We start from the raw sequence: 25,001 nt of genomic DNA on the forward strand, positions 1-25,001 counted from the left end.
CCGATGAGTACGGTCACTCTGGCGTCGAAGCGCCGCCGGTCGGCGCTTCGAACCCTCGCCTTCATGTCGCCCTGGCTGATCGGCTTCGCGGTGTTCTTCGCGTACCCGCTGATCTCGACGGTCTATTTCTCCTTCATGCACTACGACGGTTTCCGGCCGCCGACGTGGAGCGGTGGGAAGAACTGGCGTTACGTCTTCGAGCACTACCCGCTCTTCTGGCCGGCCCTGCGCAACACGCTGTGGCTGGTGCTGGTGATGGTGTCGTTGCGGGTCGTCTTCGGGCTCGGCATCGGACTGCTCATCACAAAGATCAGGACGGGCACGGGGGTCTTCCGCACCCTCTTCTATCTGCCGTACCTGGCCCCGCCGGTCGCCGCGACCATGGCCTTCGCCTTCCTGCTCAACCCCGGTACGGGCCCGGTCAACTCAGTCCTGGAGAAGGTGGGCATCCCCGCGCCGGGCTGGTTCAACGACCCCACCTGGTCCAAGCCGGCCCTGACCCTGCTGGCGCTGTGGGGCATCGGCGACCTGATGGTCATCTTCATGGCCGCGCTGCTGGACGTGCCGGCCGAGCAGTACGAGGCGGCCGAGCTGGACGGCGCCTCGGCCTGGCAGCGGTTCAGGTACGTCACCCTGCCGAACATCTCCCCGATCGTGATGTTCGCGGTCGTCACCGGCGTGATCCAGACCATGCAGTACTACACCCAGCCGCTGATCGCCGGGAAGGTCGCCTCCGGGGTGATCCAGGGCGCGGGCACCCAGTTCGAACCCGGCTACCCCGACAAGTCCACGCTCACCCTCCCCCAGCTCGTCTACAACCTCGGCTTCCAGCGCTTCGACTACGGCTCGGCCTGTGTGGTGGCCCTGGTGCTGTTCGCCCTGTCGATGGTGTTCACCGGGTTCCTGATGCGGCGCCGGGGCGGTCTCATCCAGGCAGGTGACTGACCATGACCCAAGTACTGGACAAGCCGGTGGAGTTGAGGACGCCCTCCGCGGCCGCCGAGCGCACCGCCCGGCGCAGGGCACTGCTCGAATGGATCGCGGTCCACTCCCTCGGCGTCGCCGCCGCGCTGTTCTTCACCCTGCCGTTCGTCTTCGTGTTCCTGACCTCGCTGATGAGCGACACCCAGGCGCTCAGCCGCGACCTGATCCCGCACACCTGGGAGTGGGGCAACTACAAGAAGGTCTTCGACACGCCCGGCTTCCTGACCTGGTGGAAGAACACGCTGATCTACGCCGGCCTCGGCACCGTGCTGACCGTGGTGTCGTCCGTCCCGGTGGCGTACGCGCTCGCCAAGTTCCGCTTCCGGGGCCGCGATCTGTCCCTGATGCTGGTGATCTCGATGATGATGCTGCCCCCGCAGGTGGTCATCATCCCGATGTACCTGTTCTGGGCGAAGCAGCTGGACCTGTCCGGCACGCTGTGGCCGCTGATCATCCCGATGGCGTTCGGCGACGCGTTCTCCATCTTCCTGCTGCGGCAGTTCCTGATGACGATCCCGAACGAGTACCTGGACGCGGCGCGGGTGGACGGCTGCGGCGACCTCGGGACCCTGCTGAAGGTCGTCCTGCCCATGGCCAGGCCGGGCATCGCCGCCGTCGCCCTCTTCCAGTTCTTCTACGCCTGGAACGACTACTTCGGCCCGCAGATCTACGCGTCCGAGAACCCCGGCGCCTGGACCCTCTCCTACGGCCTGGAGTCCTTCAAGGGCGCCCACCACACCGACTGGAACCTCACGATGGCCGCGACCGTGCTCGTCATGGCCCCCGTGATCCTCGTGTTCTTCTTCGCCCAGAAGGCGTTCGTCGAAGGCGTCACCCTCACCGGAGTAAAGGGTTGATCCATCCATGAAACTCACCGTGGTCGGCGGAGGCTCGACCTACACCCCCGAACTCATCGACGGCTTCGCACGCCTGAGGGACACCCTGCCCATCGAGGAACTCGTCCTCGTGGACCCGGCCGCCGAACGCCTGGAGCTGGTCGGCGGGCTGGCCCGCCGTATCTTCGCCCGGCAGGGCCACCCCGGCCGGATCGTCACCACCGCCGACCTGGACGCGGGCGTCGACGGTGCCGACGCCGTGCTGCTGCAACTGCGCGTCGGCGGCCAGGCGGCCCGCGAGCAGGACGAGACCTGGCCGCTGGAGTGCGGCTGCGTCGGCCAGGAGACCACCGGCGCGGGTGGCCTGGCCAAGGCGCTGCGCACGGTCCCGGTCGTCCTCGGCATCGCCGAACGGGTCCGCCGTGCCAACCCGCGCGCGTGGATCATCGACTTCACCAACCCGGTCGGCATCGTCACCCGCGCCCTGCTCCAGGCCGGGCACCGCGCGGTCGGGCTGTGCAACGTGGCGATCGGCTTCCAGCGGAAGTTCGCGAACCTGCTGGGCGTGGCGCCGGCCGACGTGCATCTGGCGCACGTGGGCCTCAACCACCTCACCTGGGAGACGGGGGTGCGCCTCGGCGGCCCGGAGGGCGAGAACGTCCTGCCCAAGCTGCTGGCCGAGCACGGCGAGGCGATCGCCGACGACCTGCACCTCCCGCACCCCCTCCTGGACCGCCTGGGCGTGGTCCCCTCCTACTACCTGCGCTACTACTACGCCCACGACGAGGTCGTGCGCGAACTGCGCACCAAGCCGTCCCGGGCGGAGGAAGTGGCCGCCATGGAGCGCGAGTTGCTGAGGATGTACGGCGACCCGGCCCTGGACGAGAAGCCGGCGCTGCTCGCCAGGCGCGGCGGCGCCTACTACTCGGAGGCGGCCGTCGACCTGGCGGCGGCGCTGCTGGGCGGGGGAGGCAGCCCCTACCAGGTGGTGAACGCCCTCAACAAGGGCACGCTGCCCTTCCTGCCCGACGACGCGGTGATCGAGGTCCAGGCCGCGGTCGGCCCGGCCGGACCGTCCCCGCTGCCGGTGCCGGAGCTGGACCCCCTGTTCGCCGGGCTGATCGCGAACGTGACGGCGTACGAGGACCTGGCCCTGGAGGCGGCGCTGCGCGGCGGCCGGGACCGGGTCTTCCGCGCCCTGCTGGCCCATCCGCTGATCGGTCAGCACGCGTACGCCGACGCCCTCACCGACCAACTGATCGCACACAACCGGGAGCACCTCGCGTGGGCCTGACCTCGACCGTGCTTGCCATCGACGCGGGCAACAGCAAGACCGACGTGGCCGTGGTCACCGCCGCCGGGGAGGTGCTGGCCACGGCCCGCGGCGGCGGTTTCCGCCCGCCCGCGGTGGGGGTGAGCGCGGCGGTGGACGCGCTGGCCGAACCGGTGGGGCGGGCCTTCGCGGACGCCGGCGTCACATCCGTCTCGCACGTTTCGGCATGCCTCGCCAACGCCGATCTCCCCGTCGAGGAGGAGCAGTTGGCGACCGCGCTCCAGGCGCGCGGCTGGGGCGCGTCGGTGGAGGTCCACAACGACACCTTCGCGATCCTGCGCGCGGGCGTCGCCGAGCCGCGCGGGGTGGCCGTGGTGTGCGGGGCGGGCATCAACTGCGTCGGCATGCGCCCCGACGGCCGTACCGCGCGGTTTCCGGCGATCGGCCGGATCTCCGGTGACTGGGGCGGGGGCTGGGGCCTGGCGGAGGAGGCGCTGTGGTTCGCGGCCCGCGCGGAGGACGGCCGGGGCGAGCCGACGGCCCTGGCCCGCACGCTGCCCGGCCATTTCGGGCTGCCGACGATGTACGCGCTGATCGAGGCGCTGCATCTGGAGCACGTCGGCCACGACCGCCGGCACGAGCTGACCCCGGTGCTCTTCGCGACGGCCGCCGAGGGAGATGCGGTGGCCCGCTCGATCGTCGCCCGGCTCGCGGCGGAGGTGGCGGTGATGGCCACGGTGGCGCTGACCCGCCTGGACCTGCTCGACGAGGAGACGCCGGTGCTGCTGGGCGGCAGCGTCCTCACCGCCGGCCACGCGCTGCTCGACGACGGCATCCGCGACCTGCTCGCCGCCCGCGCCCCCAAGGCCGACGTCCGCGTGGTCACGGCGAGCCCGGTCCTGGGCGCGGCCCTGCTGGGCCTGGACCGGCTGGGGGCGGGCGCGGAGGCCCAGGAGCGGGCGCGGGGGCACTGGGAGGGCTAGCCGCCGCCCACCGCTCCGGTACCTTCCCCGGGGGGAACCGAACAGATGCTCCCGGCGTATTCATGAGCAGCGCACGCTGCGATCCGATCAAGATCCAGTGAAGGCCGGTGCGGATGTCGGTCCGGGCGGCGATACTTGGCGGCGAACGGATGACCATGGGGGAGGTCGAGTGACACACCCGCCGAAGAGCACGGCAGAGCCACCGGTGGCGGGCCCCGGCATGCCCGCCGCCCCCGGTATCCCCGCACAGCCCGTCCGCCCGGCCGCCACCTCCCCCGCGCCGTCGGCCCGGCGGACCGCGTTCGCCGAGGGCGTCGACCGGCTGCGGGAGGCGACGACCACCGAGCCGGGACGGCTGCGGATCATCGGGGCCGTACTCGCGCTGCTGGTCGTGGCGTTCGGCGCGGTCACCGCCTGGCAGGCCAGTGAGCGCGCGGCCGCCGCCGACGACGTGCTGCACAGGAGCCAGCCGCTCAGTTCCGGTGCGGCGGACATCTACCGATCGCTGGCGGACGCCAACACGGCGGCCTCCAGCGGGTTCCTGGCCGGCGGCCAGGAGACGGCCGCCTCCCGCGACCGGTACGAGAAGGACATCCGGACCGCCGCCTCGGGGCTGGTGACGGCCGCCGCGAACGCCGAGCCGGGCTCCGCCTCGGAGGCGACCATCGCCCGGCTGAACAAGCTGCTGCCCGAGTACAAGGGGCTCATCGAGCGGGCGCGGACGTACAACCGGCAGGGTTACCCGGTCGGCGGCGCTTATCTGCGGTACGCCAACGAGAAGATGCAGAAGGAGATGCTCCCGGCGGCGGAGGATCTCTACACCAAGGAGAACCAGCGGCTGGACGCCGACTACGGCGACGCCACCCCGTATCCGTGGATCGCCATCGGCCTCGGCGTGCTCGCGCTGGCCGCGCTCGGCTGGGCCCAGCACCGCACCTACCGGCGCACCAACCGCGTCCTCAACCACGGCCTGGTCGCCGCCTCCGCCGCCACCACGGTCGCGCTGCTGTGGCTGGTCGTGGGGCACGCGGTGGCCCGCTCGGAGCTGAACGGCTCCTACGACCACGGCATCCGCTCGCTGACGGTGCTGCACGACGCCCGCATCGCCTCCCTGAAGGCGCGCGGGAACGAGAACCTGAGTCTGGTGGCGCGCGGCGCCGAGACCATCACGGTCGACGGGCAGACGTACGACGCGTACTACTACGACTTCGACAAGGACATGACCACCCTCGGCACGGGCCTGACCCGGGCGGCAAAGCTCGCCGACGACCAGGGCGGCAGCGCACCGGTGAAGGCGGCGGAGGCCAACATGGCGGTGTGGAAGCAGCGCCACACCGCGGCTCGCACCGAGGACGAGGACGGCAACTACGAGCAGGCGCTGGACAAGGTGATCGGCGCCAAGGGCGCTACCGGCGAGTGCTTCGACAGCGTCGACGCCAATCTCGCCCGCGCCATCGACCACGAGCAGAGCGAGTTCCAGCAGGCCGCCGGCGACGGCCGGGACGCCATGGCCGGGCTGCCGGTGGGCGCGGCCGTGCTCGCGGTGCTCGGCGCGGCCGGGGCCCTGTTCGGCATCGGCCGCAGGCTTTCGGAGTACCGGTGACAGGGGGCATGACGATGTATGCGGCGCGTGTACGGGCCTCCCTGCGGGGCTGGGGCGGGGTCGGCGCGATGGCGGTGCTGTGCGCGCTGGCGCTGGCGTTCGTCCTGCTGCTGCCGTGCACCCAGCAGCCTCCGCCGGACCGCCCGGTGCGGACCGGTCAGGCCGTCGCGAGCGGGGTGCAGGCCCGCGCCGAGGACTGCAAGCCCGACGGGGCGCAGAACCAGACCCTGTCGCCGTCCGGCGCCGACGGCCCGACGATCGACGCGATCAAGGCCCGTACGGGCGCCAAGCGCAAGCTGATCGTCGGCGTGGACCAGAACAGCTACCACTGGGGCTACCGCAACCCCAACACCCAGGGCGCGGAGCTGGAGGGCTTCGACATCGACCTGGTGCACCGGATCGCGCAGGACATCCTCGGCGACCCGGACGCGGTGCAGTTCAAGGCGATCCCGACCAGCCAGCGGATCTCCGCGATACAGGACGGGCGGGTGGACATGGTCGTGCGGACCATGACCATCACCTGCGACCGGCTGTCCCAGGTGGCGTTCTCCGCGCCCTACTTCAAGACCGGGCAGCAGGTCCTCGCCCCCAAGTCGTCGTCGATCACGGGCTACAACAGCACCCTGGCGCACAAGAGGATCTGCACGGCGGCCGGTTCGACGGCGTACACCAAGCTCGACGCCGACAGGAAGGGCGGCACCCTGCCCTCCTCCACGGACATCTCCACCACCGTCCCGAACCAGCTGGACTGCCTGGTCAGGCTGCAACTCGGCGAGGTGGACGCGGTGGTGACGGACGGCGCGCTCGCCGCCAGCCAGGCCGCCCAGGACCCGACCGTCGAACTGAAGGGCGGGGCGTTCACCACCGAGTACTACGGCGTGGCGATGAAGAAGGACGCCTCCGATCTGGTACGCCGGGTCAATCGCATTCTGGTGGACTACCGCACCGGCGGCTGGCAGGCGTCGTACGACAAGTGGCTGTCGGCGACACTGGGGAAGGACTCCAGCGCCTCCAAGCCGCCCGCACCGCAGTATCTGCGCACGAGCTGAGCCACATCCGACCGGAATCCTTGAAAGCAGCGAGAGGTGATCGATGGGCGTCACGGACCCCGCCGGGCCGGTGATGGACCGGGACGAGGTGGACCGTGCGCTGGCGCGGCTCGGCCAGGAGCACGAGGCGATCGAGACCTCGCTGCTGGCGCTGCAGGACCACGCGGGCCGCAGACTCCTCGAAGGCGCCGAACTGACCGGCGTCACCAAGGAACGCTGGCAGGCCACGGAGGCGCGGATCACCCTGCTGTGGGGGTACTTCGACGCCTACGCGGCCGCGCTGCGCTCCGCCCGTGAGATCCGCTCCCGGCGCCGCTGGTCCAGCCGCGAGGACCTGGTGGAGCTGACCGATCTGCTGCGCGGCGAGTCCGTCACCGTGGCCGGGAACGGCACGCTGAGCGAGTCCTTCTCGCTGTCCGGCCTGGTGGACCGGATGAACGAGCTGTACGCGACGAGCCTGGACCTGGTCGTGGCCTGCGACGCGGTGTGGTCGGCGCTGCCCGCGCGGATCGATTTACTCGCCGCGGAACTGCAGCGCACCCGCAAGCTCGCGCACTCCGTCGGCGTACGCCCCGGCGAGCACCCCTCCGGGGACGACCTGGAGCGGATCACGCGCACGCTGACCAGGCTCAGGGAAGACGTCGTGTCGGATCCGCTGGCCTTCTGGGTGCCGGCGGAGGGCAGTTCGGCGCCCGGTGGCGGCCGGCCGGACACCACGGTGTACGACCGTGAGGCGCGCGCCCTGGAGGACGTGCGCCGGGAGATCGACGCCGTGCTGACGGTCCGGCAGGACGCGGAGGCGCGGCTGATCCGGCTGCGGGACGTGCTCTCGCGCGCCGACCGCACCCTCGCCGAGGCGCGCACCGCGCGCGGCGAGGTGCTGGCGAAGATCGCGGCGACCGAGGTGCCGGTGGTCAGCGGGCCGCCGACCGTGCTCCAGGAGCAGCTGGCGACGGCGGCCGAGTACCGCAGGCAGGCGCAGTGGCACCGGCTCTCCCCGCTCCTGGAGTCCCTGGAGCGGAAGGCCGAGGACGAACTGCTGCGCGCCCGCGAGTCGCTGACCGCGGTCACCGCGCCGCTCGCCGTCCGCGCCGAGCTGCGCGGGCGGCTCGACGCGTACAAGGCGAAGGTGGCCCGGCACGGGCTCGCGGAGGACCCGTTCCTGGTCGAGCGGTACGACGCGGCCCGCCGGATGCTGTGGAGCGCGCCCTGCGACCTCCGGGTGGCCGAACAGGCCGTGCTGCGCTACCACCAGCTGGCGGCCGAGCTGCTCGGCGGCGCGGGCGCGCCGGAGGACCGTAAGGGGGACCAGTCATGAGCCAGCCGGGGCAGACCTGTCAGCGGCCGGGCTGCGAGGGGTCGTACGAGGACGTCGGCGGCGGCGAGCTGTACTGCGACACCTGCGGACTCGCGCCGGTGGTGTCGGCGACCGGGATGGTCGGCTCGCCGGCGACCGGGATCACCAGGGGCGCGGCGGACAGCGGGAGTTCGCGCAGCAGCTCGCGCACGTCCTCGCAGTCGTCGAAGTCGCGCCGCTCGGTGTCGGGGCGGCTGTCGCGGTCCCTGTCGGGCCGCTCCAGCGGGCGTTCGGTGTCGGTGCGCAGCTCCGGCTCCTCCTCCGGCACCTCCACCCGCGGGCGGCTCGGCGCCGGCCTGGTGCACGTACCGCAGGTGCCGCGGCCCGACCCGCGCGCGATGGTGCTGGAGAACCCGGAGGTGCCGGAGCGCAAGCGGTTCTGCTCGCGCTCGGACTGCGGGGCGCCGGTGGGGCGCGCGCGGGGTGACCGCCCTGGCCGTACGGAAGGTTTCTGCACCAAGTGCGGGCACCCGTACTCCTTCGTGCCGAAGCTGAAGGCCGGGGACATCGTGCACGGCCAGTACGAGGTCGTGGGCTGCCTCGCGCACGGCGGACTCGGCTGGATCTACCTCGCCGTGGACCGGGCCGTCTCCGACCGGTGGGTGGTCCTCAAGGGTCTGCTGGACACCGGGGACCAGGACGCGATGGCCGCCGCGATCTCCGAGCGGCGCTTCCTCGCGGAGATCGAGCACGCCAACATCGTGCGGATCTACAACTTCGTGGAGCACCTGGACCAGCGCACCGGCTCCCTCGACGGCTATATCGTCATGGAGTACGTCGGCGGCAAGTCCCTGAAGGAGATCGCCAACGCCCGCCGTACGCCGGACGGCCGGCGTGACCCGCTGCCGGTGGAGCAGGCCTGCGCGTACGGCATCGAGGCGCTGGAGGCACTCGGCCACCTGCACAGCCGTAACCTCCTCTACTGCGACTTCAAGGTCGACAACGCCATCCAGACCGAGGACCAGCTCAAGCTGATCGACATGGGCGCCGTGCGCCGCATGGACGACGACGAGTCGGCGATCTACGGCACGGTCGGCTACCAGGCGCCCGAGGTCGCCGACGTCGGCCCGTCGGTGGCGAGCGACCTGTACACGGTGGGCCGTACGCTCGCCGTGCTCACCTTCGACTTCCAGGGCTACACGAACGTCTACGCGGACTCGCTGCCCGATCCGGACACCATCGACGTCTTCCGCCGCTACGAGTCCTTCTACCGGCTGCTCGTGCGCGCCACCGACCCCGACCCGGCCCGCCGGTTCGCCTCCGCGCAGGAGATGGCCGAGCAGCTGACCGGTGTGCTGCGCGAGGTGGTCTCGTTGCAGACCGGGCAGGCGCGGCCCGCGCTGTCGACGTTGTTCGGCCCCGAAGTGAAGGTCATCGACCGGGAGTTGTTCCCCCGGCTGGACGGTGATGTGTCCCGGCTGGGGGCGCGGCCCCTCGCCAGGGCCACGCACCCCGGCCCGGCCGCGCTCCCGCCCGCGCTCGTCAAGCCCGTCGACACCCCGGCCACCGCGCTCGCCCTGCCGGTCCCGCTGGTCGACCCGGGCGACCCCAACGCCGGTTTCCTGGCGGGTCTGCTGACCTCCGCCCCGGCCGAACTGATCAGCGCGCTGGACGCGGCGCCCACGCAGACCGTGGAGACCCGGCTCCGGCAGATCCGCGCCCGGCTGGAGAGCGGCGACCACCAGGCGGCGCTGATGAGCCTGGCCAAGCTGGAGGAGGAGCGCCCCGACGACTGGCGGGTGGTGTGGTACCGGGGCGTGGCCGCCCTGGTCACCGGCGACTTCGAGGGCGCCGCGCTCTCCTTCGACGCGATCTACGACGCCTTCCCCGGCGAGGCCGCGCCCAAGCTGGCGCTCGGCCTGTGCGCGGAGGTGCTGGGCCAGCTGGACAACGCGGCCGAGTACTACCACCTGGTGTGGGCGACCGACCCGAGTTATGTGAGCGCCGCCTTCGGGCTGGCCCGGGTGCAGCTCGCGGCCGGGAACCGGCACGGTGCCGTGCGCACCCTGGAGTCGGTGCCGGAGTCCTCCATCCACTACACGGCCGCCCGGGTCGCCGCCGTCCGGGCGCGGCTCAGACAGCGCACCGCGACCGCCGGTGACGTACCGTTCCTGGACGACCTGACGGCTGCCGCCGGGCAGGTCGAGGCGCTGGACGCGTACGGTCTGGACCCGGCGCGGCGCGAGCAGTTGTCGGCGGAAGTCCTCGGCTCGGCGCTGGACTGGATACTCTCCGGTGGCCAGGGCTCCCCGCCCGCCGCCGGCGGACGGGTGCTGCTGGGCAGCGGTCTGGACGAGCGGGGCCTCCGCTTCGGCCTGGAGCGCGCCTACCGCACGCTGGCCCGGCTGGCGACCGGCGGCGAGGAGAGGATCGAACTGGTGGAACGGGCCAACCGTTACCGCCCCCGGACGTGGGTGTAGTTGATGTCGCAGATGCCCCAGCAGGCCGCACTGCCGAAGTGCCCGAGCTGCGCGGAGCCCGTCGAGCCGGGTGACCTCTTCTGCGGAGCGTGCGGGTACGACCTCTCCGTCGTACCCGCACCTGCGCAGGACCATCCGACGCTCACCATGACCGGCACCCCGGGGGACGGCGTGGACTGGCCCGCCCCCGAGCCGGACGGCTCCGGCGCCCCGCAGGCGCCGCACCTGCCGGCCGACCTGCCCGGCACCGACTCCGGCGGCGCACCCCTGCCCGAGCACGAGTCCGGCACGGACCCGCACGGCCACCGGACCAGCGCATCGGACGCACCGCAGCCGGCCGGTTCCGGGGTGCGCTTCGACCGGCCCGCGGAGCCCGAGGAGTACCCGCTGCAGGCGCCCGACCCGCGGGTGGCCGAGAACCCCGGCACCACAGCCGTGCCGGAGGAGCCCGCGCAGCTGTGCGTGGCCTGCCGGGCAGGCCGGGTGGACAGCGACGGCTACTGCGAGAACTGCGGGCACGCCCAGCCCCGCGAACGCGACCACGTGGAGCGGGAGTCCGGCCCGGTGGCCGCCGTCAGCGACCGGGGCCTGCGCCACCACCGCAACGAGGACGCCTTCGCCGTCGGCCACACCGCGCTGCCCGACGGCACCCCCGCCGCCCTCGCGATCGTCTGCGACGGCGTGTCCTCCGCGACCCGCCCCGACGACGCGTCGTCCGCCGCGTCCCAGGCCGCCGGCGACACGCTGCTGGCCGCCCTGCCGCGCGGCACGCACCCGCAGACCGCCATGCACGAGGCGATCGTCGCCGCCGCACAGGCCGTGAACGCGCTCGCCGAGGAACCCGCCACGGCCCGCGAGCACGCCCCGCACCAGAACTCCCCGGCCTGCACGATCGTCGGCGCGGTGGTCGCCTCCGGACTGCTGGTCGTCGGCTGGGTCGGCGACAGCCGCGTCTACTGGGTGCCGGACGACCGCAGCGCGCCGGCGGCCCGGCTCACCGAGGACGACTCCTGGGCCGCGCAGATGGTCGCCGCCGGCCTGATGAGCGAGGCCGAGGCGTACGCCGACGAGCGCGCCCACGCGATCACCGGCTGGCTCGGCGCGGACGCCTACGAACTGGAGCCGCACACCGCGTCCTTCAAGCCGGACCGGCCCGGAGTCGTGGTGGTGTGCACCGACGGCCTGTGGAACTACGCCGAGACGGCCGAGGAGATGTCCGAGGTCGTACCGCCGGACGCGGCCGAGCGTCCGCTGCACAGCGCCCGGGTCCTGGTCGGCCACGCCCTGGACGGCGGGGGCCACGACAACGTAACAGTGGCGGTCGTGCCGTTCCCGGCGCCGCCGCAGGGGGCAGGATCGGCCTGAGGGCCCGGGGTCTGGGGCCGCGAGCCGGAGGGGACCGGCCCGTTCACAGCCATCGCCCTGCATCGGCAGGGCGGTCAAGGGGGATTTGAGTACGCATGGCCAATTTCGCGAAGTCGCATGTGCCGCAGTTCTCGATGGACGTCTATCAGAACGAGTACCTGCCGGAGGGCGGGCGCGAGGTCAACGCCATCGTCACCGTGACGGCCACCGGTGGCGGCACGGTCGGCAGCGCCGCGGCACCGCTGTACCCGCGGGGCCAGGGCCCCTCGGCCGCCGTGGCGCTGATGGTCGACTGCTCGGGTTCGATGGACTACCCGCCGACCAAGATGCGCAACGCCCGGGACGCCACGGCCGCCGCGATCGACACCCTGCGCGACGGCACGCACTTCGCGGTGATCGGCGGCACACATGTGGCCAAGGAGGTCTATCCGGGCGGCGGACGGCTCGCCGTCGCCGACGCCGGCACCCGTGAGCAGGCCAAGCAGGCGCTGCGCAAGCTCAGCGCGGGCGGCGGTACGGCCATCGGCACCTGGCTGCGGCTGGCCGACCGGCTGCTGAACTCGGCGGACGTCACCATCCGGCACGGTATCCTGCTCACCGACGGCCGCAACGAGCACGAGTCGCCGGAGGATCTGAGGGCGTCGCTTCAGGCCTGCGCCGGACGGTTCACCTGTGACGCGCGGGGCGTGGGCACCGACTGGGAAGTGAAAGAAGTCACAGGGATCGCCTCGGCGCTGCTCGGCTCCGCCGACATCGTCGCCGACCCGGCCGGTCTCGCCGCCGACTTCACGCGGATGATGGAGGCGGCGATGGGCAAGGAGGTCGCCGACGTCTCGCTCAGAGTGTGGACGCCGGTCGGCACGGCCATCCGGTTCGTCAAGCAAGTCGCGCCCACCGTCGAGGACTTGACCGCCCGCCGCACCGAGGCAGGGCCGCGCGCCGGGGACTACCCGACCGGATCCTGGGGCGACGAGTCCCGCGACTACCACCTGTGCGTTCAGGTTCCGGCGGCCGGCCTCGGCCAGGAGATGCTCGCCGCGCGGGTCTCGCTGGTCGTGCCGCAGGCGGACGGATCGGTACAGAACCTGGGCGCGCAGGGCCTCGTACGGGCCGTGTGGACCGACGACATGGCGGCCTCCACCTCGATCAACCCTCAAGTCGCCCACTACACCGGGCAGGCCGAACTGGCACAAGCCATCAAGCAAGGGCTCGATCTTCGCAAGGCGGGCGATTTCGATGGCGCAACGGCCAAACTGGGACGTGCGGTTCAGCTCGCCAATGCCTCCGGGAACGCGGATACTGCGAAACTGCTTGCGAAGGTGGTGGACGTGGTCGATGCCGCGACAGGTACTGTGCGGTTGAAGACGAAGGTCGCAGAGGCGGACGAGATGACTCTGGAGACCCGGTCCACAAAGACTGTTCGTGTAAAGAAGTGACCCAGTAGGACATCCGGAGAAGGGGAAGCACCGACATGCCGACCTGCCCGAACGGACACCAGTCGGGTTCCGACGACTGGTGCGAGGTCTGCGGTCACCGCATGGCCGGTGCCGTACCTCCGCCCCCGCCGCCCCCGCCCGCGGGCGGTTACGGCTTCCCGCCGCCGCAGGGCACCCAGGCCGGCGGACGCCCGCCGGCCGCCTCGGCCCCGGAGCCGGAGCTGTGCCCGCAGTGCCGCACGCCCCGCGAGGGCGGCGCGCCCTTCTGCGAGGAGTGCCGGTGGAACTTCCTGACCAACACGGCCACCTCGTACACCCCGGCCGCGCCGCGCCCGCCGCAGCCGCGGTTCCAGCCGCCGAGCGCGACGTACGGCGGCAATGACGGGTACGAGTACCAGGGCTCGCGCCCCTCGCAGATGAACCGGCCCGCCGAGCCGATCCCGTCCTTCGGCAGCGAGCCGTCGGGCCCGACGCCGTTCGCCGCCGAGCGCGGCCCGTCGGGCCCGCCGACCTCACCGGGTCCGTCCGGCCCGGGCGGTCCGGGTGGCTTCGGTGGCCCGGGTCAGGGCGGCCCGGGTGCCGGTGGCCCTTCCGGTTTCGGCGGCCCGGGTCAGGGCACCCCGGGTGCCGGTGGTCCCTCCGGTTTCGGCGGCGGGCAGGGGCAGGGGCAGGGGCCCGGTGGTCCCTCCGGTTTCGGCGGCCCGGGTCAGGGCGCCCCGGGTGCCGGTGGTCCCTCCGGTTTCGGCGGCGGGCAGGGGCAGGGGCAGGGGCCCGGTGGTCCCTCCGGTTTCGGCGGCGGGCAGGGGCAGGGGCCCGGTGGTGCCTCCGGTTTCGGCGGCGGCCCGGGTCAGCCTCAGGGGCCCGGCGCGCCCGGCGGTCCGGCCGGTCCGCCGCCCTTCGGTCGTGAGCCGTCCGGCCCCGGTGGCCCTTTCGGCCGTGAGCCCTCCGGCCCCGGTGGCCCCACTCCCCCCGGCCCGCCCCAGGGCGGTCCCGGCGCGCCCGGTCCCTCCGGCTTCGGCGGCGAGCCCTCGCGTCCGCTGCCGCCGCCCGACCCGAGCCCGTCCGCCGGTCCGGGCGGTGCCTCACAGGCGTTCCAGCAGTCCGGGCCGCCCGCTCCGCCCGCGTTCCCGCGCGAGACCGGCCGGCCCGGCGCCGGCGGTCCGCCGCCGGGGCCTGGCGGTGGGCCGCCGGGCGGCCCCGCGGCCCCCGGGCCCGCCTTCGGCGGTGACGACGACTGGGTGATATCTCCGCCGTCGGCCTCCGGCCCGGCCGGCGGCCCCGGTGGCGGTCAGGGCGGCGGGTACGGCTACCCGCAGCCCGGCGCCACGCAGGCCCCGCCCGGCGCGGGTTTCCCGCAGCAGCGGACCACCTGGACGGCGACCATCGGCCCGGACCGCGACTACTTCATGGCGATGATGCAGCGCTCGGGCCCCGAGGCCGCGGGCCTGAACCTGCCCGCGTACTCGCCCGAGCAGCAGCGCACGCTCGGCGGCAACCAGGTCACCATCGGCCGCCGCCGGCACTCCACCGGCGACACCCCCGACATCGACCTGTCGGTGCCGCCGGAGGACCCGGGCGTCTCGCACCAGCACGCGGTGCTGGTGCAGCAGCCGGACGGCAGCTGGGCGGTCGTCGACCAGAACTCGACCAACGGCACCACGGTCAACATGTCCGAGGAACCGATCCAGCCGTTCGTGCCGGTCCCGCTGCAGGACGGCGACCGGGTGCACGTGGGCGCCTGGACGACGATCACCATCCGCCGGGCCTGAGCAGACCGGGGGTCACGGGAGGGGCCAGGCGTACGGCCCCTCCGGGTCGTCCAGCCACGCCCAGGTGTGCTCGCCGCCGACCGTGACGCCGTACCGCTCGCGCTCCGGCTCGTCCTCGCGCTGCCACAGCGCGTAGGCCTCCTGCGGATCGAGGGTGTCCCGGGTGAGCGCGAGCAGGAAGCGGAACGTCTCCTGTTCGCGGGCCCGGCCCGGCAGCCCGGCGAGCGACACGCCCTCCGGCCCTCCCCGGCCCGCGCCGCGCAGCGGCACGAAGTAGGCGGGCGTGCCCAGGAAACGGCCCTCGCCGTGGGTCGCGTCCCGCACCGTCAGCGCGAGCAGGCCGGTGGCCAGCGGGGTCAGGATCCGGGCACCGGGTCGGCACTGGGCGAGCCAGGCGCGTGGGACCGTGGACAGCTCGCAGGTGGCGATGATCCGGTCGAACGGGGCGCGTTCGGGCACGCCGCGCGCGCCGTCGCCGGTGACGACGGCCGGGTGGAATCCGGCCGCCTCCAGGTGCCGGCGGGCCGACTCCGTGATCTCCGGTTCCAGATCGACGGTGGTGACGAGGTCGTCGTCGCCGAGCCGGTGGGCGAGCAGCGCCGCGTTGTAGCCTGTGCCGGCGCCCACCTCAAGGACCCGGTCGCCGTCCTCGACCTCCAGCGCGGCCAGCATCCGCGCCATCAGGGAGGGCTGACTGCTGGAGGAGACCAGCTCGCCGTCGCGCAGCCGGGTGGCCAGCGGTACGTCCTCGTAGGCGCCGCGCACCCAGCGCTCGCGGTCCTGAGGGTCCGGGCTCTCGCCCCAGCGGCGCTCGTAGCCGCGCGGCCCGGCGACGTAGTAGTACGGCACGAACAGGTGCCGGGGCACCGTCGCGAACGCCTCCCGCCACACCGGGTCCCCGGCCCAGGCCTCCTCGGCGTCGATCTCCCGCACCAGCGCGTCCCGCGCGGCGGCGGCCAGCCGGCCGGTCTCGGCGTCGTAGGCACCCATGGGTCCACAGTAGGGGCCGGTCGGCGCGTCCTGACACCGAGCGGTTGCCGCTGGTGGGGCGAGCTCGCAGCGGCGGTCACCCTCGCGGGTGACGATGAGCACGGCGAAAGCGCCCAGGCTGCCGAAGGCGCTGCCGGAAAGAGCACATGCGCATACGGCACCGGCGCCGCGCTCGCCCGACGGCCCTACGCTCCGCCCTCGCGGTGAGCCGACCGCCGCATCCAGTAGACGGCGGTGAGGGCGAGGAACCGGCAGTTGCCCACCGCGTAGCGCAGGAACATGCGGCGCGGCTCCTGGACCAGCCGATGGAACCATTCGAGACCGGCCCGCCGCATCCACCGTGGTGCCCGGCTGCGGAGGCCCGCCACCACGTCGAAGGATCCGCCGACGCCGACCACCAGCGCGCAGCCCAACTCCTGCTGCCGGCGAGCGAGGAAGTACTCCTTGCGCGGACTCGGTACGGCGAGGAACAGGATGTCCGGACGGGCTTCTCGGACGGCCGCCACCACCTGCGGCTCCTGGGTCTCGTCCCAGTAGCCGTCCCGGTGCCCGACGACCTGGACACCCTGGGCGGCGGCGATGCGGGCGGTCTCCTCGACCACCCTGGGTTCGGCGCCCAGCAGATAGACGCGATATCCGTTGCGTGCGGCGCTGCGCCACAGCGCCGTCATGAAGTCGATGCCCGCGACCCGTTCAGGCAGCGGACTTCCGAGGAGACGGCCCGCCCACACGACCGACTGCCCGTCGGCGTTGACGAGCGAGCACGAGCGGATGATCCGCGCCAGTTCCGGGTCGTCGTGCGCCTGGACGATCTTGGCGGCGTTCAGCACGACGTGCTGGTGGGGGCCGCCGTCCGCGATCAGTGCCTCGGCCGCCGCCACCGACTCCCCCAGGGTGAGCGGGTGGACGGGCAGTCCGCAGACCGTCACGTGCGGGCACGGACCCGCTTTTCCGGTCGCCGTGGCCTCGTCGGGCTGCCCCGCCGTATGCGGTGTGTGCACCTGTGCCTCCTACGGGTCGTCAACCTTGTCCGAACGGCGCGGTCTCCCAGAACCGCGCGAACGACTTCTCGACGGGGTCGTGTGCGTAGAGTGCTCGCAGTTGGTGCCATGCCTTCTGCTGGCGCTGCCGGACGCCGTCGAGGTCGGTCCGGCAGGCTTCGAGGAAACCGGTGACCGAGCCGACCGTGGGTTCCACGTCGTCCACACACCCGTGGCGGAAGAGTTCGGCACAGCCGGGGGAACGGGGCCCCGCGACGGCGCAGCCCGCCTGCAGGGCCTCGAGTAGCACGAAGGGGAGTCCTTCCGCCCAGCGGGCCGGAAGGACGAACACGTCGACGGCGGACCAGAGAGCGGGGACGTCCGCCGGCTGGAGCACACCGAGGTCGCAGTCCACGCCGTGCATCCGGGAGCGCGGCACGTCCCTACGCATCCCGGCGGTGGAGAACTCCATGGCGGCGCCCGAACGCTTCATCCGGTCCACCGCATCGCACAGGATGTCGAAGCCCTTGGCCGTGCACATCGTACCGAGCCAACCGACGCGCAGGGGGCGCGCGGCACTCGGCGCCCATGACGGCGTGCCGGTGAGCGGAGGACAGGCGCGAGCTTCGGGGTGAGTCCCCGGCGCCGGGTTCCGGATCACCGTCACCGACCTCGTACCGCAGCCACTGGCACGCAGTTCCGCGGCCACGTCCTCGCTCAGGACGATCCAGTGGGCTCCGCCCAGTGCCTTCCGCAGAAGCGGGGCGCCGGAGAGCTTGGCCGGCAACTGGGCGCCGTGGAGGTGCAGTACCGGAGCGGATCCGGTGGCCCTGGCGAGCGCGACGACGAGGACGTCACTCAGGAGCGGGAGACCCCACTGGGAGATCGGCAGATAGACGGCGTCGGGGGAATCCCTGAGCAGCACCCGGGTGCACTGCCACAGGACCGAGACCGTGGTACGGATCTTCGCGGGCCAGGACGCCTCGAAGCCGTCGGACGTCCGAACCGCGGAAAGGGTGACGACGGCCGGGACGTGGCAGAGGCACCTGAGAACAGGGGTGAAGAACTCGCCGGCCCTGCCCATGCCGCCGAGTCCCGCGCTGTGCCGTGGGTGATCCACGCCTGGCCTGCCTCGGGGGAGCCCGAGATCGGCGTGCCGTCACTCGTGCTGGGATCTCCCGCGGCGCTGCCCTGGCACGCGCCCTCGTGAGGTGGCCGGGCGAGGGCTGGCCCACAATGCCGGAAAGTGCTCCTGACCTGCAACGACAGGACTCGCTGAGGGTCCTGTCGGCTGCGCGGGAAGAAGCACTTTCCAGATGGAGAAGCGTATGGGGTCCCACCCGCGTGTCCGCATCGAGGGCGGCGGCCTTTCGGTGGTCTCCCAGGCCGGGACCGTGCTGCTGGTGGAGGCCAGAGTCGGGCGGTTCACGGCGAGCAGGCGGGGCCTACCCCACGTACACGCTGTATCCGTAGCTGTCGACGGTGCTCGAGCCGGGCGTCAGAGTCTGAATCACGAACCCCGTGCAATTGGTGCCGCTGAAGATGTACGCGACGCCATTGGTCTGATTCTGCACCTGAGTCGGCAGACCCCCCACCATGTAGCAGCCGCTGGGGTTGTTGTACGTCGTGCTGCCGATGATCAGCTGTCCTTGCGCTGCGGACGCGGACTGTGTGATGCCGAGCGCAAGCACGGCACCAACACCGACCGCCCCAAGAGTCCGGGCAATGGATGGCATGTCTTTCTCCCCTGCTCAAGTGGGAGCCGCTGCTCGACTCCCAGCGGGCATCACTTTATGCATACGCGTGACTCCATACGGTCATGATCGCGAGGGGGGTGACGCGCTCCGCTCTTTCGACCTAACCTCGCGCTTTCACGAGGCGGGCTGTCCGACTCGTGATCAAGAACGCAGAAAGTGCCTCTGACCAGCGAGAACGGGGATTGCTGAGGTCCTTGTTCCCGCCACCGCCGGAGGCGCTTTCCAGGTGAAGATGCGCATCGGGTGCTATCCGCGTGTCGCGTCGACGGCGATGGCCGCGGGATCGTGTCACAGGCTGATGCGGTGCTGCTGGTCGAGACGGTCCGCAAATCCAGCCTGGATGCGGCGATATCGGCGGCGCTTGTGCCGTGGCACAAGCCGTGGGCAGTACACGATCCGGGCAAGATCCTGCTGGGTGTCGCGCTCGCGGTGGCGCTGGGCGGGGACTACGTGGCCGATGTGGGCATGCTGCGGGCCGAGCCGGCCGTGTGCGGGCCGGTGGCCTCCGACCCCGCGGTCCCTGCGAGCAGCACCGGTCCACCGGAACCGTGGAATCCGGCGCACACCCCGGCGCGACAGGCGGGCTCTCACCTGCCCGCACTTCGAGAATCCCACCAACACCCGCCACAAAGGGGTCCGTCAGCAAGCTGACGGACCCCCATGAACGATCGAGGTCGAGCCAGGAGTGGCTCCGGGGCAAATCCTGATCAGCTGAACGGGTGCCATTCACTGGGGGAGCAGATGCCTTTCGCCTCTGCAGCGACGATGCCGAGATATGAAAGGGATAAAGCAGTGCTGACGCAGTCCTAGCAAAGGAGTGACCGCGTTGAACTTCCTTTCGGACCCCGAAAGGCGACCACGGAGACGTCCCGTGGCAGCCCGGGGCCTGCTCGCCGCGTTCGTCACCGTGGTCGGTGTGGCCGCAACGCCGGCGATCGCCCAGCAGCAGCCTCCGTCTCCCCTCAACCAGCTCTCTGCGGCGGGAGAAAAGCTGAAGCACAGCATCCCCGCCCAACATCAGCGGCTCCTGTCGGGATCAGGCCAGTTTCTGCTCAATCTGGCGAACAACAAAAAGTCGCTGAAGATCCGGCCCAGGCAACTGCCGCTGACGCCACGGCCGGCGCCTCAGGGCTACGCCAACGACCCGAACGCCCCGGACGACTTCATCTCCCGGTTCGCGGGCAACACGCAGAGCGAGCCGAGCACGGCCTGGTGCGGCAAGACGGCGGTCATCGGCTACAACGACACCGGAAGCTTCATGTCGACGGTTGTCAACCCCCCGCCGAGCGGCGCCATCAGCCTCCTTGGGTGGTCCCGCACCACCGACCCGGACAAGAAGCAGCCGTCGTACACCGACATGGGCGCCCTGATCGCCGATCCGCCCCCGCCCGGCGTGACCCGACGGGACCTGACCGGTGACCCGACGCTGGGCTGCTCGACCAGCAACAACTTCTACTTCGGGTCGACGTCCATGACGTTCCAGACCGACGGCACCATCAAGAGCGGTATCTCGGTGGCCCGTTCCACGGACGGCGGCAAGAGCTTCCACCACGGTGACCTGGCGGCCAGCGCGAACCTCGGCGTCCATTTCCTCGACAAGCCGATGATCACCGTCGAGCCGGGGCCGACCGCTTCCCCGTCCGACGACATCATCCACGTGACATACACCGACTTCGACGGCTCCGGAACACTCTGTGGCGGCGCCTTCCGCACGGCGATCGAGTACGTCAAGTCGACCGACGGCGGGGCGACCTGGACGGCACCACAGGTGATCGACCAGGACTGCGGCCTTACAGCCACCGTGTTCGGGTCTCTGGTGAAAACGGGCAAGGGCGGCAACGTCTACGTCGCCTGGGAGCGCTACGACCCCGACTTCCAGCACCGGTCCATCCATGTCCGCCGGTCGGTCGACGACGGCGCCAGCTTCGGCGGGGACCACTTGATCAGTCCGGTGGTGCCCACCGGCGACGGTACGTTGCTGCAGGGTTTGTTCCGCAACTTCGTGGATCTGCAGGGCCTTGCGGTCGCACCGTCGAACAAGGCCCTGTACGTGACATGGAACGACGGCCGTTACGCGCAGCAGCCCGACCCCAACAGCAACTGCGAGAACGTCAAGAAGTACTGCTTCTCCAGCGTGCTGTTCTCCAGGTCGACGGACGGCGGTGCCACATGGAGTGCCCCGACCCGGGTGAACGACGGCCCCGTCGGGGAACAGGTCGACTGGTTCCAGCCGGCTCTGGACGTGGACTCGCGCGGAAAGCTCTATAGTCTCTACTACGACCGGCAGGGCATCTACCGGGGCGTCGCGAGGAACTTCAACATCCAGGCCGTGGTCGCCCAGTCCTCCGACGGGGGAAGCAGCTGGAAGAGGGCGCCCGTGAGCTCCCGGTTCTTCCCGAGCATGGTGGATCAGGTGCCGCCCCCGCACTACATGGGCGACTACATCTCCATCGCCACGGACAGGCTGGGCACGTATCCGGGTGCCATCGCCGCCTGGGGAGACAACAGCCTCGGTGACGCGAACGTCGGCACGGTGCACGTGGATCCGGGGTGGCCCAAGCCCGATCCCAAGCCGCATCCCAAGCCCCATCCCAAGCCGCACCACGAGGAGAAGCCGGGGCATCACCGGCACCACAGGTAGGACTTGGCTGAGCAGATCGGGGTCGCCGGAGGGCCGTTGAGGACAATCGTCTTCTCGGCCCTTCGGCGTTGGCTGTGGTGCCCTGGCTCCTGGGTGGTGAGCACCGGGGTGAGTTCCTCGCCGGAAGCGGGCGTTCCCCGGCCGGGCCGGGTGCGTGGCGAACGGTGGACGGAAGCGCGGGCGTCACTCGAAGTGCTCCGGCTCGCGCGGCCCTGCGGCGCCTGCTGTTCCTGCGGGGGCGCGCGGTCGCGTTCGAAGCGACGCCGTACCGGCCGCCGCGTACGGCACGGCGAACCACGTGGAAGCCACCTCCCACACCTGGCACGTCACCGTGTTCCAGGCGTACCACCGCGGGCCCGAGCCGGATGGCCCGGGCCCGCGGTGGTACGCGGCGTGGTCGCCTGCCTTACGCTCCGCCCCCGCGGCCGGCCGGCCGACGTGCCCGGCAGGCGGCGACGAGGGCGACGAACCGGGTGTTGCCCACCGCGTAGCGAAGGAACATGCGGCGGGGCTCCTGGACCAGGCGGTGGAACCATTCGAGGCCGGCCCGCTGCATCCACCGCGGTGCCCTGCTGCGCACTCCCGCCACCACGTCGAAGGATCCGCCGACGCCGACCACCAGGGCGCAGCCCAACTCCTGCTGCCGGCGCGCGAGAAAGTACTCCTTGCGTGGACTCGGCACGGCGAGGAACAGGATGTCCGGACGGGCTTCACGGACAGCAGCAACCACCTGGGGCTCGGAGGTCTCGTCCCAGTAACCGTCCCGGTGTCCGACGATCTTCACTCCCTGCACGGCGGCGATGCGGGCGGTTTCCTCGACCACCCGGGGTTCGGCGCCCAGGAGGTAGACGCGGTACCCGCGGAGTGCCGCCGTACGCCACAGCGCCAGCATGAAGTCGATGCCCGCGACCCGTTCGGGCAGCGGGCTGCCGAGGAGGCGGGCCGCCCATACGACCGACTGTCCGTCGGCGTTGACGAGCGAGCACGAGCGGATGATCCGCGCCAGTGCCGGGTCGTCATGGGCCTGGACGATCTTCGAGGCGTTCAGCACGACGTGCTGGTGAGGGCCGCCGTCCGCGATCAGTGCCTCGGCGGCCGCCACCGACTCCTCCAGGGTGAGCGGGTGGACGGGCAGTTCGCACACCGTCACGGGCCGACCCGGGCCCGCCCTCCCGGTCGCCGTGGTCTCGTCGGGCAGTCCCGGCGTAGGCGGTGTGTGCACCTGTGCCTCCAACGCATTCAACCTTGTCCGAGAATCGATGTCTCCCAGAAGCGCGCGAACGACTCCTCGACACGATCGCGCGCGTACAGCGGCCGCAGCCGATGCCACGCCTCCTGCTGGCGGTCCCGGACACCGTCCAGGTCGGTCCGGCAGGCCTCGAGGAAAGCGGCGACCGAGGCGACCGTGGGTTCGACGGCGTCCACGCATCCGTGGCGGAAGAGTTCGGCGCAGCCGGCGGACGGGGTCCCCGCGACGGCGCAGCCCGCCTGCAACGCCTCGAGCAGTACGAAGGGGAGTCCTTCGGCCCAACGGGCCGGGAGGACGAACACGTCGGCAGCGGACCAGAACCCGGGGACGTCCGCCGGCTGGAGCACACCGAGGTCCCGGTCCACACAACCCATCCGGGATTCCGGCACGTCCCGCCGCATCCCGGCGACGGAGAAGTCCACGGCGGCACCCGACCGTTTCATCCGGTCCACCGCATCGCACAGCACGTCGAAGCCCTTGGCCCGGCACATCGTGCCGAGCCAGGCGACGCGCAAAGGCCGCACGGCACAGGGGTCCGCCGGCTGCGTGCGGTTCCGCGTGGGAAAAGCACTGGCTTGGCGGGGCGTCTCCGGTGCCGGGTTCCGGATCACCGTCACCGACCTCGTACCGCAGCCACTGGCACGCAGTTCCGCGGCCACGTCCTCGCTCAGGACGATCCAGTGGGCTCCGCCCAGTGCCTTCCGCAGAAGCGGGGCCGCGGAGAGCCGGGCCGGCAACTGGGCGCCGTGGAGGTGCAGCACCGGCGTGGACCGGCCGGCCTTGGCGAGGGCGACGATGAGGGCGTCCCGCAGCAGGGGAAGACCCCACTGGGAGATCGGCAGGTAGACGGCGTCCGGACGTTTTGCGACCAGCACCCGGGCGAAACGCCGCATGGCCAAGCCCGTGGCGCCGGCCTTGGCGAGCCACGGCGGCTCGAAGCGGTCGGACATGCGTTCCGCGGAAAGGGAGACGACACCCACGACATCACACAGGCGCCGCAGCACCGGGGTGAAGAATTCGGCGGCCCTGCCCATGCCCCCGAGGCCCGCACTGTGCCTCAGCGCGAGGACGGTCGGCGCCAAGAGCTGTGTATCTCTCGGGTGGAACGGGAACATGAGGTCTCCCTCCCGACAATTTATCGAGATGTTATCTGGGGTTTCACGGCATCATGCCCGGGGCTGCAGAGTCCAGTGCGACACGTTGGCTTCTTTTTATTCATAGGATATGTCGATGTAGAAAAATAGGGGACTCACGGGACGGTAACTCGGTGCTTCGCATCCGCCGTGATAGAAGAGCCTCTGCGCCCCAGGATCATGTGTAGAAACGGCAGGAGATTCTCGTGCTTGAACCGGATATCAAGGATTTCTGGTCCGCCCACCCGTGCGGTGACAACGTCTTCGGGGCGCCGGACGGAGACGAGCGACAGGACTACGAGGAGTTCTTCTCGCGGTACGACGCCGCGAAGTACCGGCTCGAACACCACATTCCGGCATGTCTGGAGAGACTGGACTGCGCCGGGCGGCGCCTTCTCGAGATCGGACTCGGACAGGGTTCGGAGGCCGAGCAGTTGATCAGGCGAGGTGCCCGGTGGACGGGGGTCGACCTGACCGAGACGGCGGTCAGGAGGACGGGAACGCGGCTCGCCCTGCGTGACCTGCCGTACGACGGGCTGCACCAGGCCAGCGTTCTGGACCTGCCGTTCCCGGAAGCGTCCTTCGACGTCGTCTTCAGCCACGGGGTGCTTCACCACGTCCCGGACATCCACCGGGCCCAGCGGGAGATCCGTCGTGTACTGAAGCCCGGCGGAGAGCTGGTGGTCATGCTGTACGCCCGCTGGTCGCTCAACTACCTCGTGTCGATCGGGCTACTGCGCCGGGCCGCGCTCCTGGCGACCCATCCGCTGGTGCGGCTGGGCGCGCTTCCCGCGCCCCAGGGGCTCCTCGGTGCCCACCTGGACAACGCCCGCAGGATCGGGCTCGCTCGATACCTGCGGATGCCAAAATTCATCCACAGCAACACCGATGGCCCCCACAACCCGTTTTCGCGGGTCTATGACGTCGGGCGCGTGCGGCGGGACTTCCCCGATTTCGACGTCCGCCACGCCGAGAAGCATTTCCTGCACGCCCCGCCGCTGCCTGTTCACGGACGCGGCAGTGGGAAAGTACTGGGCTGGCATCTGTGGGTGCGTATGACGCCGCGCGCCCGTTGAACGGGAAACCGTTTACGAATGCGCCGCATGGGGGGAACATTCGGCCGCGACCCTGGGTGATTCAGGGACTGTTTCCTACGCTGTTTCCGGGGAGGAGGGA

Annotated in this window: 19 protein-coding genes and 1 pseudogene; 14 read left to right on the top strand and 6 right to left on the bottom strand. The window is 71.4% G+C overall.

Features of this window, described 5'->3' with window-relative positions; all coding sequences use genetic code 11:
* Positions 1 to 3 precede the first annotated feature (3 nt).
* The 11 genes from ACFYOH_RS35905 (at position 4) to ACFYOH_RS35955 (ending at position 15,075) form a co-directional block, all read left to right on the top strand.
* Entirely contained in the window at positions 4 to 945 is a 942-nt protein-coding gene (locus ACFYOH_RS35905; protein ID WP_388634656.1) for a carbohydrate ABC transporter permease, read from the top strand.
* Positions 946 to 947: 2 nt separating this feature from the next.
* Positions 948 to 1,841 (top strand): carbohydrate ABC transporter permease, encoded by an 894-nt coding sequence (locus ACFYOH_RS35910; protein WP_388634658.1) that lies wholly within the window; start codon positions 948 to 950, stop codon positions 1,839 to 1,841.
* A gap of 7 nt (positions 1,842 to 1,848) precedes the next feature.
* Positions 1,849 to 3,114 carry a 6-phospho-beta-glucosidase gene (locus tag ACFYOH_RS35915; RefSeq protein WP_388634660.1) on the top strand — a complete coding sequence of 422 codons (1,266 nt, stop codon included), beginning with the start codon at positions 1,849 to 1,851 and terminating at the stop codon, positions 3,112 to 3,114.
* Positions 3,105 to 4,076 carry an N-acetylglucosamine kinase gene (locus ACFYOH_RS35920; RefSeq protein WP_388634662.1) on the top strand — a complete coding sequence of 324 codons (972 nt, stop codon included), beginning with the start codon at positions 3,105 to 3,107 and terminating at the stop codon, positions 4,074 to 4,076. The genes ACFYOH_RS35915 and ACFYOH_RS35920 overlap by 10 nt, the downstream gene beginning before the upstream one ends.
* A 220-nt stretch (positions 4,077 to 4,296) precedes the next feature.
* Positions 4,297 to 5,679 (top strand): hypothetical protein, encoded by a 1,383-nt coding sequence (locus tag ACFYOH_RS35925; RefSeq protein WP_388634766.1) that lies wholly within the window; start codon positions 4,297 to 4,299, stop codon positions 5,677 to 5,679.
* Positions 5,680 to 5,693: 14 nt separating this feature from the next.
* Positions 5,694 to 6,728 (top strand): glutamate ABC transporter substrate-binding protein, encoded by a 1,035-nt coding sequence (locus ACFYOH_RS35930; RefSeq protein WP_388634768.1) that lies wholly within the window; start codon positions 5,694 to 5,696, stop codon positions 6,726 to 6,728.
* 43 nt (positions 6,729 to 6,771) lie between these two features.
* Positions 6,772 to 8,046 (top strand): hypothetical protein, encoded by a 1,275-nt coding sequence (locus tag ACFYOH_RS35935; RefSeq protein ID WP_388634664.1) that lies wholly within the window; start codon positions 6,772 to 6,774, stop codon positions 8,044 to 8,046.
* Positions 8,043 to 10,505 (top strand): tetratricopeptide repeat protein, encoded by a 2,463-nt coding sequence (locus tag ACFYOH_RS35940; protein WP_388634666.1) that lies wholly within the window; start codon positions 8,043 to 8,045, stop codon positions 10,503 to 10,505. Before ACFYOH_RS35935 ends, ACFYOH_RS35940 begins: the two co-directional genes overlap by 4 nt.
* Before the next feature lie 3 nt (positions 10,506 to 10,508).
* Entirely contained in the window at positions 10,509 to 11,870 is a 1,362-nt protein-coding gene (locus tag ACFYOH_RS35945; RefSeq protein WP_388634668.1) for a PP2C family serine/threonine-protein phosphatase, read from the top strand.
* Positions 11,871 to 11,965: 95 nt separating this feature from the next.
* Positions 11,966 to 13,306 carry a VWA domain-containing protein gene (locus ACFYOH_RS35950; RefSeq protein ID WP_388634670.1) on the top strand — a complete coding sequence of 447 codons (1,341 nt, stop codon included), beginning with the start codon at positions 11,966 to 11,968 and terminating at the stop codon, positions 13,304 to 13,306.
* A 35-nt stretch (positions 13,307 to 13,341) separates the two neighbouring features.
* Positions 13,342 to 15,075, top strand: a complete 1,734-nt coding sequence (locus ACFYOH_RS35955; RefSeq protein ID WP_388634672.1) for an FHA domain-containing protein — start codon at positions 13,342 to 13,344, stop codon at positions 15,073 to 15,075.
* Positions 15,076 to 15,087: 12 nt separating this feature from the next.
* Here the strand turns inward: ACFYOH_RS35955 and ACFYOH_RS35960 are convergent, their stop codons facing one another.
* From ACFYOH_RS35960 to ACFYOH_RS35975, 4 genes are all read right to left on the bottom strand, one after another.
* Entirely contained in the window at positions 15,088 to 16,065 is a 978-nt protein-coding gene (locus ACFYOH_RS35960; protein WP_388634674.1) for a methyltransferase domain-containing protein, read from the bottom strand.
* 185 nt (positions 16,066 to 16,250) lie between these two features.
* Entirely contained in the window at positions 16,251 to 17,066 is an 816-nt protein-coding gene (locus tag ACFYOH_RS35965; RefSeq protein ID WP_388634676.1) for a WecB/TagA/CpsF family glycosyltransferase, read from the bottom strand.
* Between the two features lie 19 nt (positions 17,067 to 17,085).
* Positions 17,086 to 18,165, bottom strand: coding sequence for a glycosyltransferase family 4 protein (locus ACFYOH_RS35970; RefSeq protein WP_388634678.1), 1,080 nt, complete (start codon positions 18,163 to 18,165; stop codon positions 17,086 to 17,088).
* A gap of 325 nt (positions 18,166 to 18,490) precedes the next feature.
* The gene (locus tag ACFYOH_RS35975; RefSeq protein ID WP_388634680.1) at positions 18,491 to 18,781 is read right to left on the bottom strand and encodes a hypothetical protein; all 291 of its coding nucleotides are present in this window, start codon (positions 18,779 to 18,781) and stop codon (positions 18,491 to 18,493) included.
* A 247-nt stretch (positions 18,782 to 19,028) separates the two neighbouring features.
* On the opposite strand from ACFYOH_RS35975, the pseudogene ACFYOH_RS35980 reads away from it, so the two are divergent.
* Both ACFYOH_RS35980 and ACFYOH_RS35985 read left to right on the top strand, forming a co-directional pair.
* Positions 19,029 to 19,321: pseudogene (locus ACFYOH_RS35980) on the top strand (transposase); the annotation flags it as partial.
* A gap of 352 nt (positions 19,322 to 19,673) precedes the next feature.
* On the top strand, positions 19,674 to 21,443 hold the full coding sequence (locus ACFYOH_RS35985) for a sialidase family protein (RefSeq protein ID WP_388634682.1): 1,770 nt from the start codon (positions 19,674 to 19,676) through the stop codon (positions 21,441 to 21,443).
* Positions 21,444 to 21,849: 406 nt separating this feature from the next.
* On the opposite strand, the gene ACFYOH_RS35990 is transcribed toward ACFYOH_RS35985, so the two are convergent.
* Positions 21,850 to 22,665: a WecB/TagA/CpsF family glycosyltransferase gene (locus ACFYOH_RS35990; protein ID WP_388634684.1), complete on the bottom strand. Its 816-nt coding sequence runs from the start codon at positions 22,663 to 22,665 to the stop codon at positions 21,850 to 21,852.
* Between the two features lie 17 nt (positions 22,666 to 22,682).
* Positions 22,683 to 23,774: a glycosyltransferase family 4 protein gene (locus ACFYOH_RS35995; RefSeq protein ID WP_388634686.1), complete on the bottom strand. Its 1,092-nt coding sequence runs from the start codon at positions 23,772 to 23,774 to the stop codon at positions 22,683 to 22,685.
* Positions 23,775 to 24,031: 257 nt separating this feature from the next.
* Here ACFYOH_RS35995 and ACFYOH_RS36000 point away from each other — a divergent pair, with 257 nt between their 5' ends.
* Positions 24,032 to 24,901: a class I SAM-dependent methyltransferase gene (locus tag ACFYOH_RS36000; RefSeq protein WP_388634688.1), complete on the top strand. Its 870-nt coding sequence runs from the start codon at positions 24,032 to 24,034 to the stop codon at positions 24,899 to 24,901.
* Positions 24,902 to 25,001 lie beyond the last annotated feature (100 nt).

Source organism: Streptomyces sp. NPDC007856 (genome assembly GCF_042868225.1).
In the GTDB taxonomy this organism is placed as follows: domain Bacteria; phylum Actinomycetota; class Actinomycetes; order Streptomycetales; family Streptomycetaceae; genus Streptomyces.

Bases quoted from the DNA above. Each gene is read 5' to 3' on its own strand.
- ACFYOH_RS35905 (WP_388634656.1), top strand. From the start codon at position 4: ATGAGTACGGTCACTCTGGCGTCGAAGCGCCGCCGGTCGGCGCTTCGA.
- ACFYOH_RS35910 (WP_388634658.1), top strand. From the start codon at position 948: ATGACCCAAGTACTGGACAAGCCGGTGGAGTTGAGGACGCCCTCCGCG.
- ACFYOH_RS35915 (WP_388634660.1), top strand. From the start codon at position 1,849: ATGAAACTCACCGTGGTCGGCGGAGGCTCGACCTACACCCCCGAACTC.
- ACFYOH_RS35925 (WP_388634766.1), top strand. From the start codon at position 4,297: ATGCCCGCCGCCCCCGGTATCCCCGCACAGCCCGTCCGCCCGGCCGCC.
- ACFYOH_RS35930 (WP_388634768.1), top strand. From the start codon at position 5,694: ATGTATGCGGCGCGTGTACGGGCCTCCCTGCGGGGCTGGGGCGGGGTC.
- ACFYOH_RS35935 (WP_388634664.1), top strand. From the start codon at position 6,772: ATGGGCGTCACGGACCCCGCCGGGCCGGTGATGGACCGGGACGAGGTG.
- ACFYOH_RS35940 (WP_388634666.1), top strand. From the start codon at position 8,043: ATGAGCCAGCCGGGGCAGACCTGTCAGCGGCCGGGCTGCGAGGGGTCG.
- ACFYOH_RS35945 (WP_388634668.1), top strand. From the start codon at position 10,509: ATGTCGCAGATGCCCCAGCAGGCCGCACTGCCGAAGTGCCCGAGCTGC.
- ACFYOH_RS35950 (WP_388634670.1), top strand. From the start codon at position 11,966: ATGGCCAATTTCGCGAAGTCGCATGTGCCGCAGTTCTCGATGGACGTC.
- ACFYOH_RS35955 (WP_388634672.1), top strand. From the start codon at position 13,342: ATGCCGACCTGCCCGAACGGACACCAGTCGGGTTCCGACGACTGGTGC.
- ACFYOH_RS35960 (WP_388634674.1), bottom strand. From the start codon at position 16,065: ATGGGTGCCTACGACGCCGAGACCGGCCGGCTGGCCGCCGCCGCGCGG.
- ACFYOH_RS35975 (WP_388634680.1), bottom strand. From the start codon at position 18,781: ATGCCATCCATTGCCCGGACTCTTGGGGCGGTCGGTGTTGGTGCCGTG.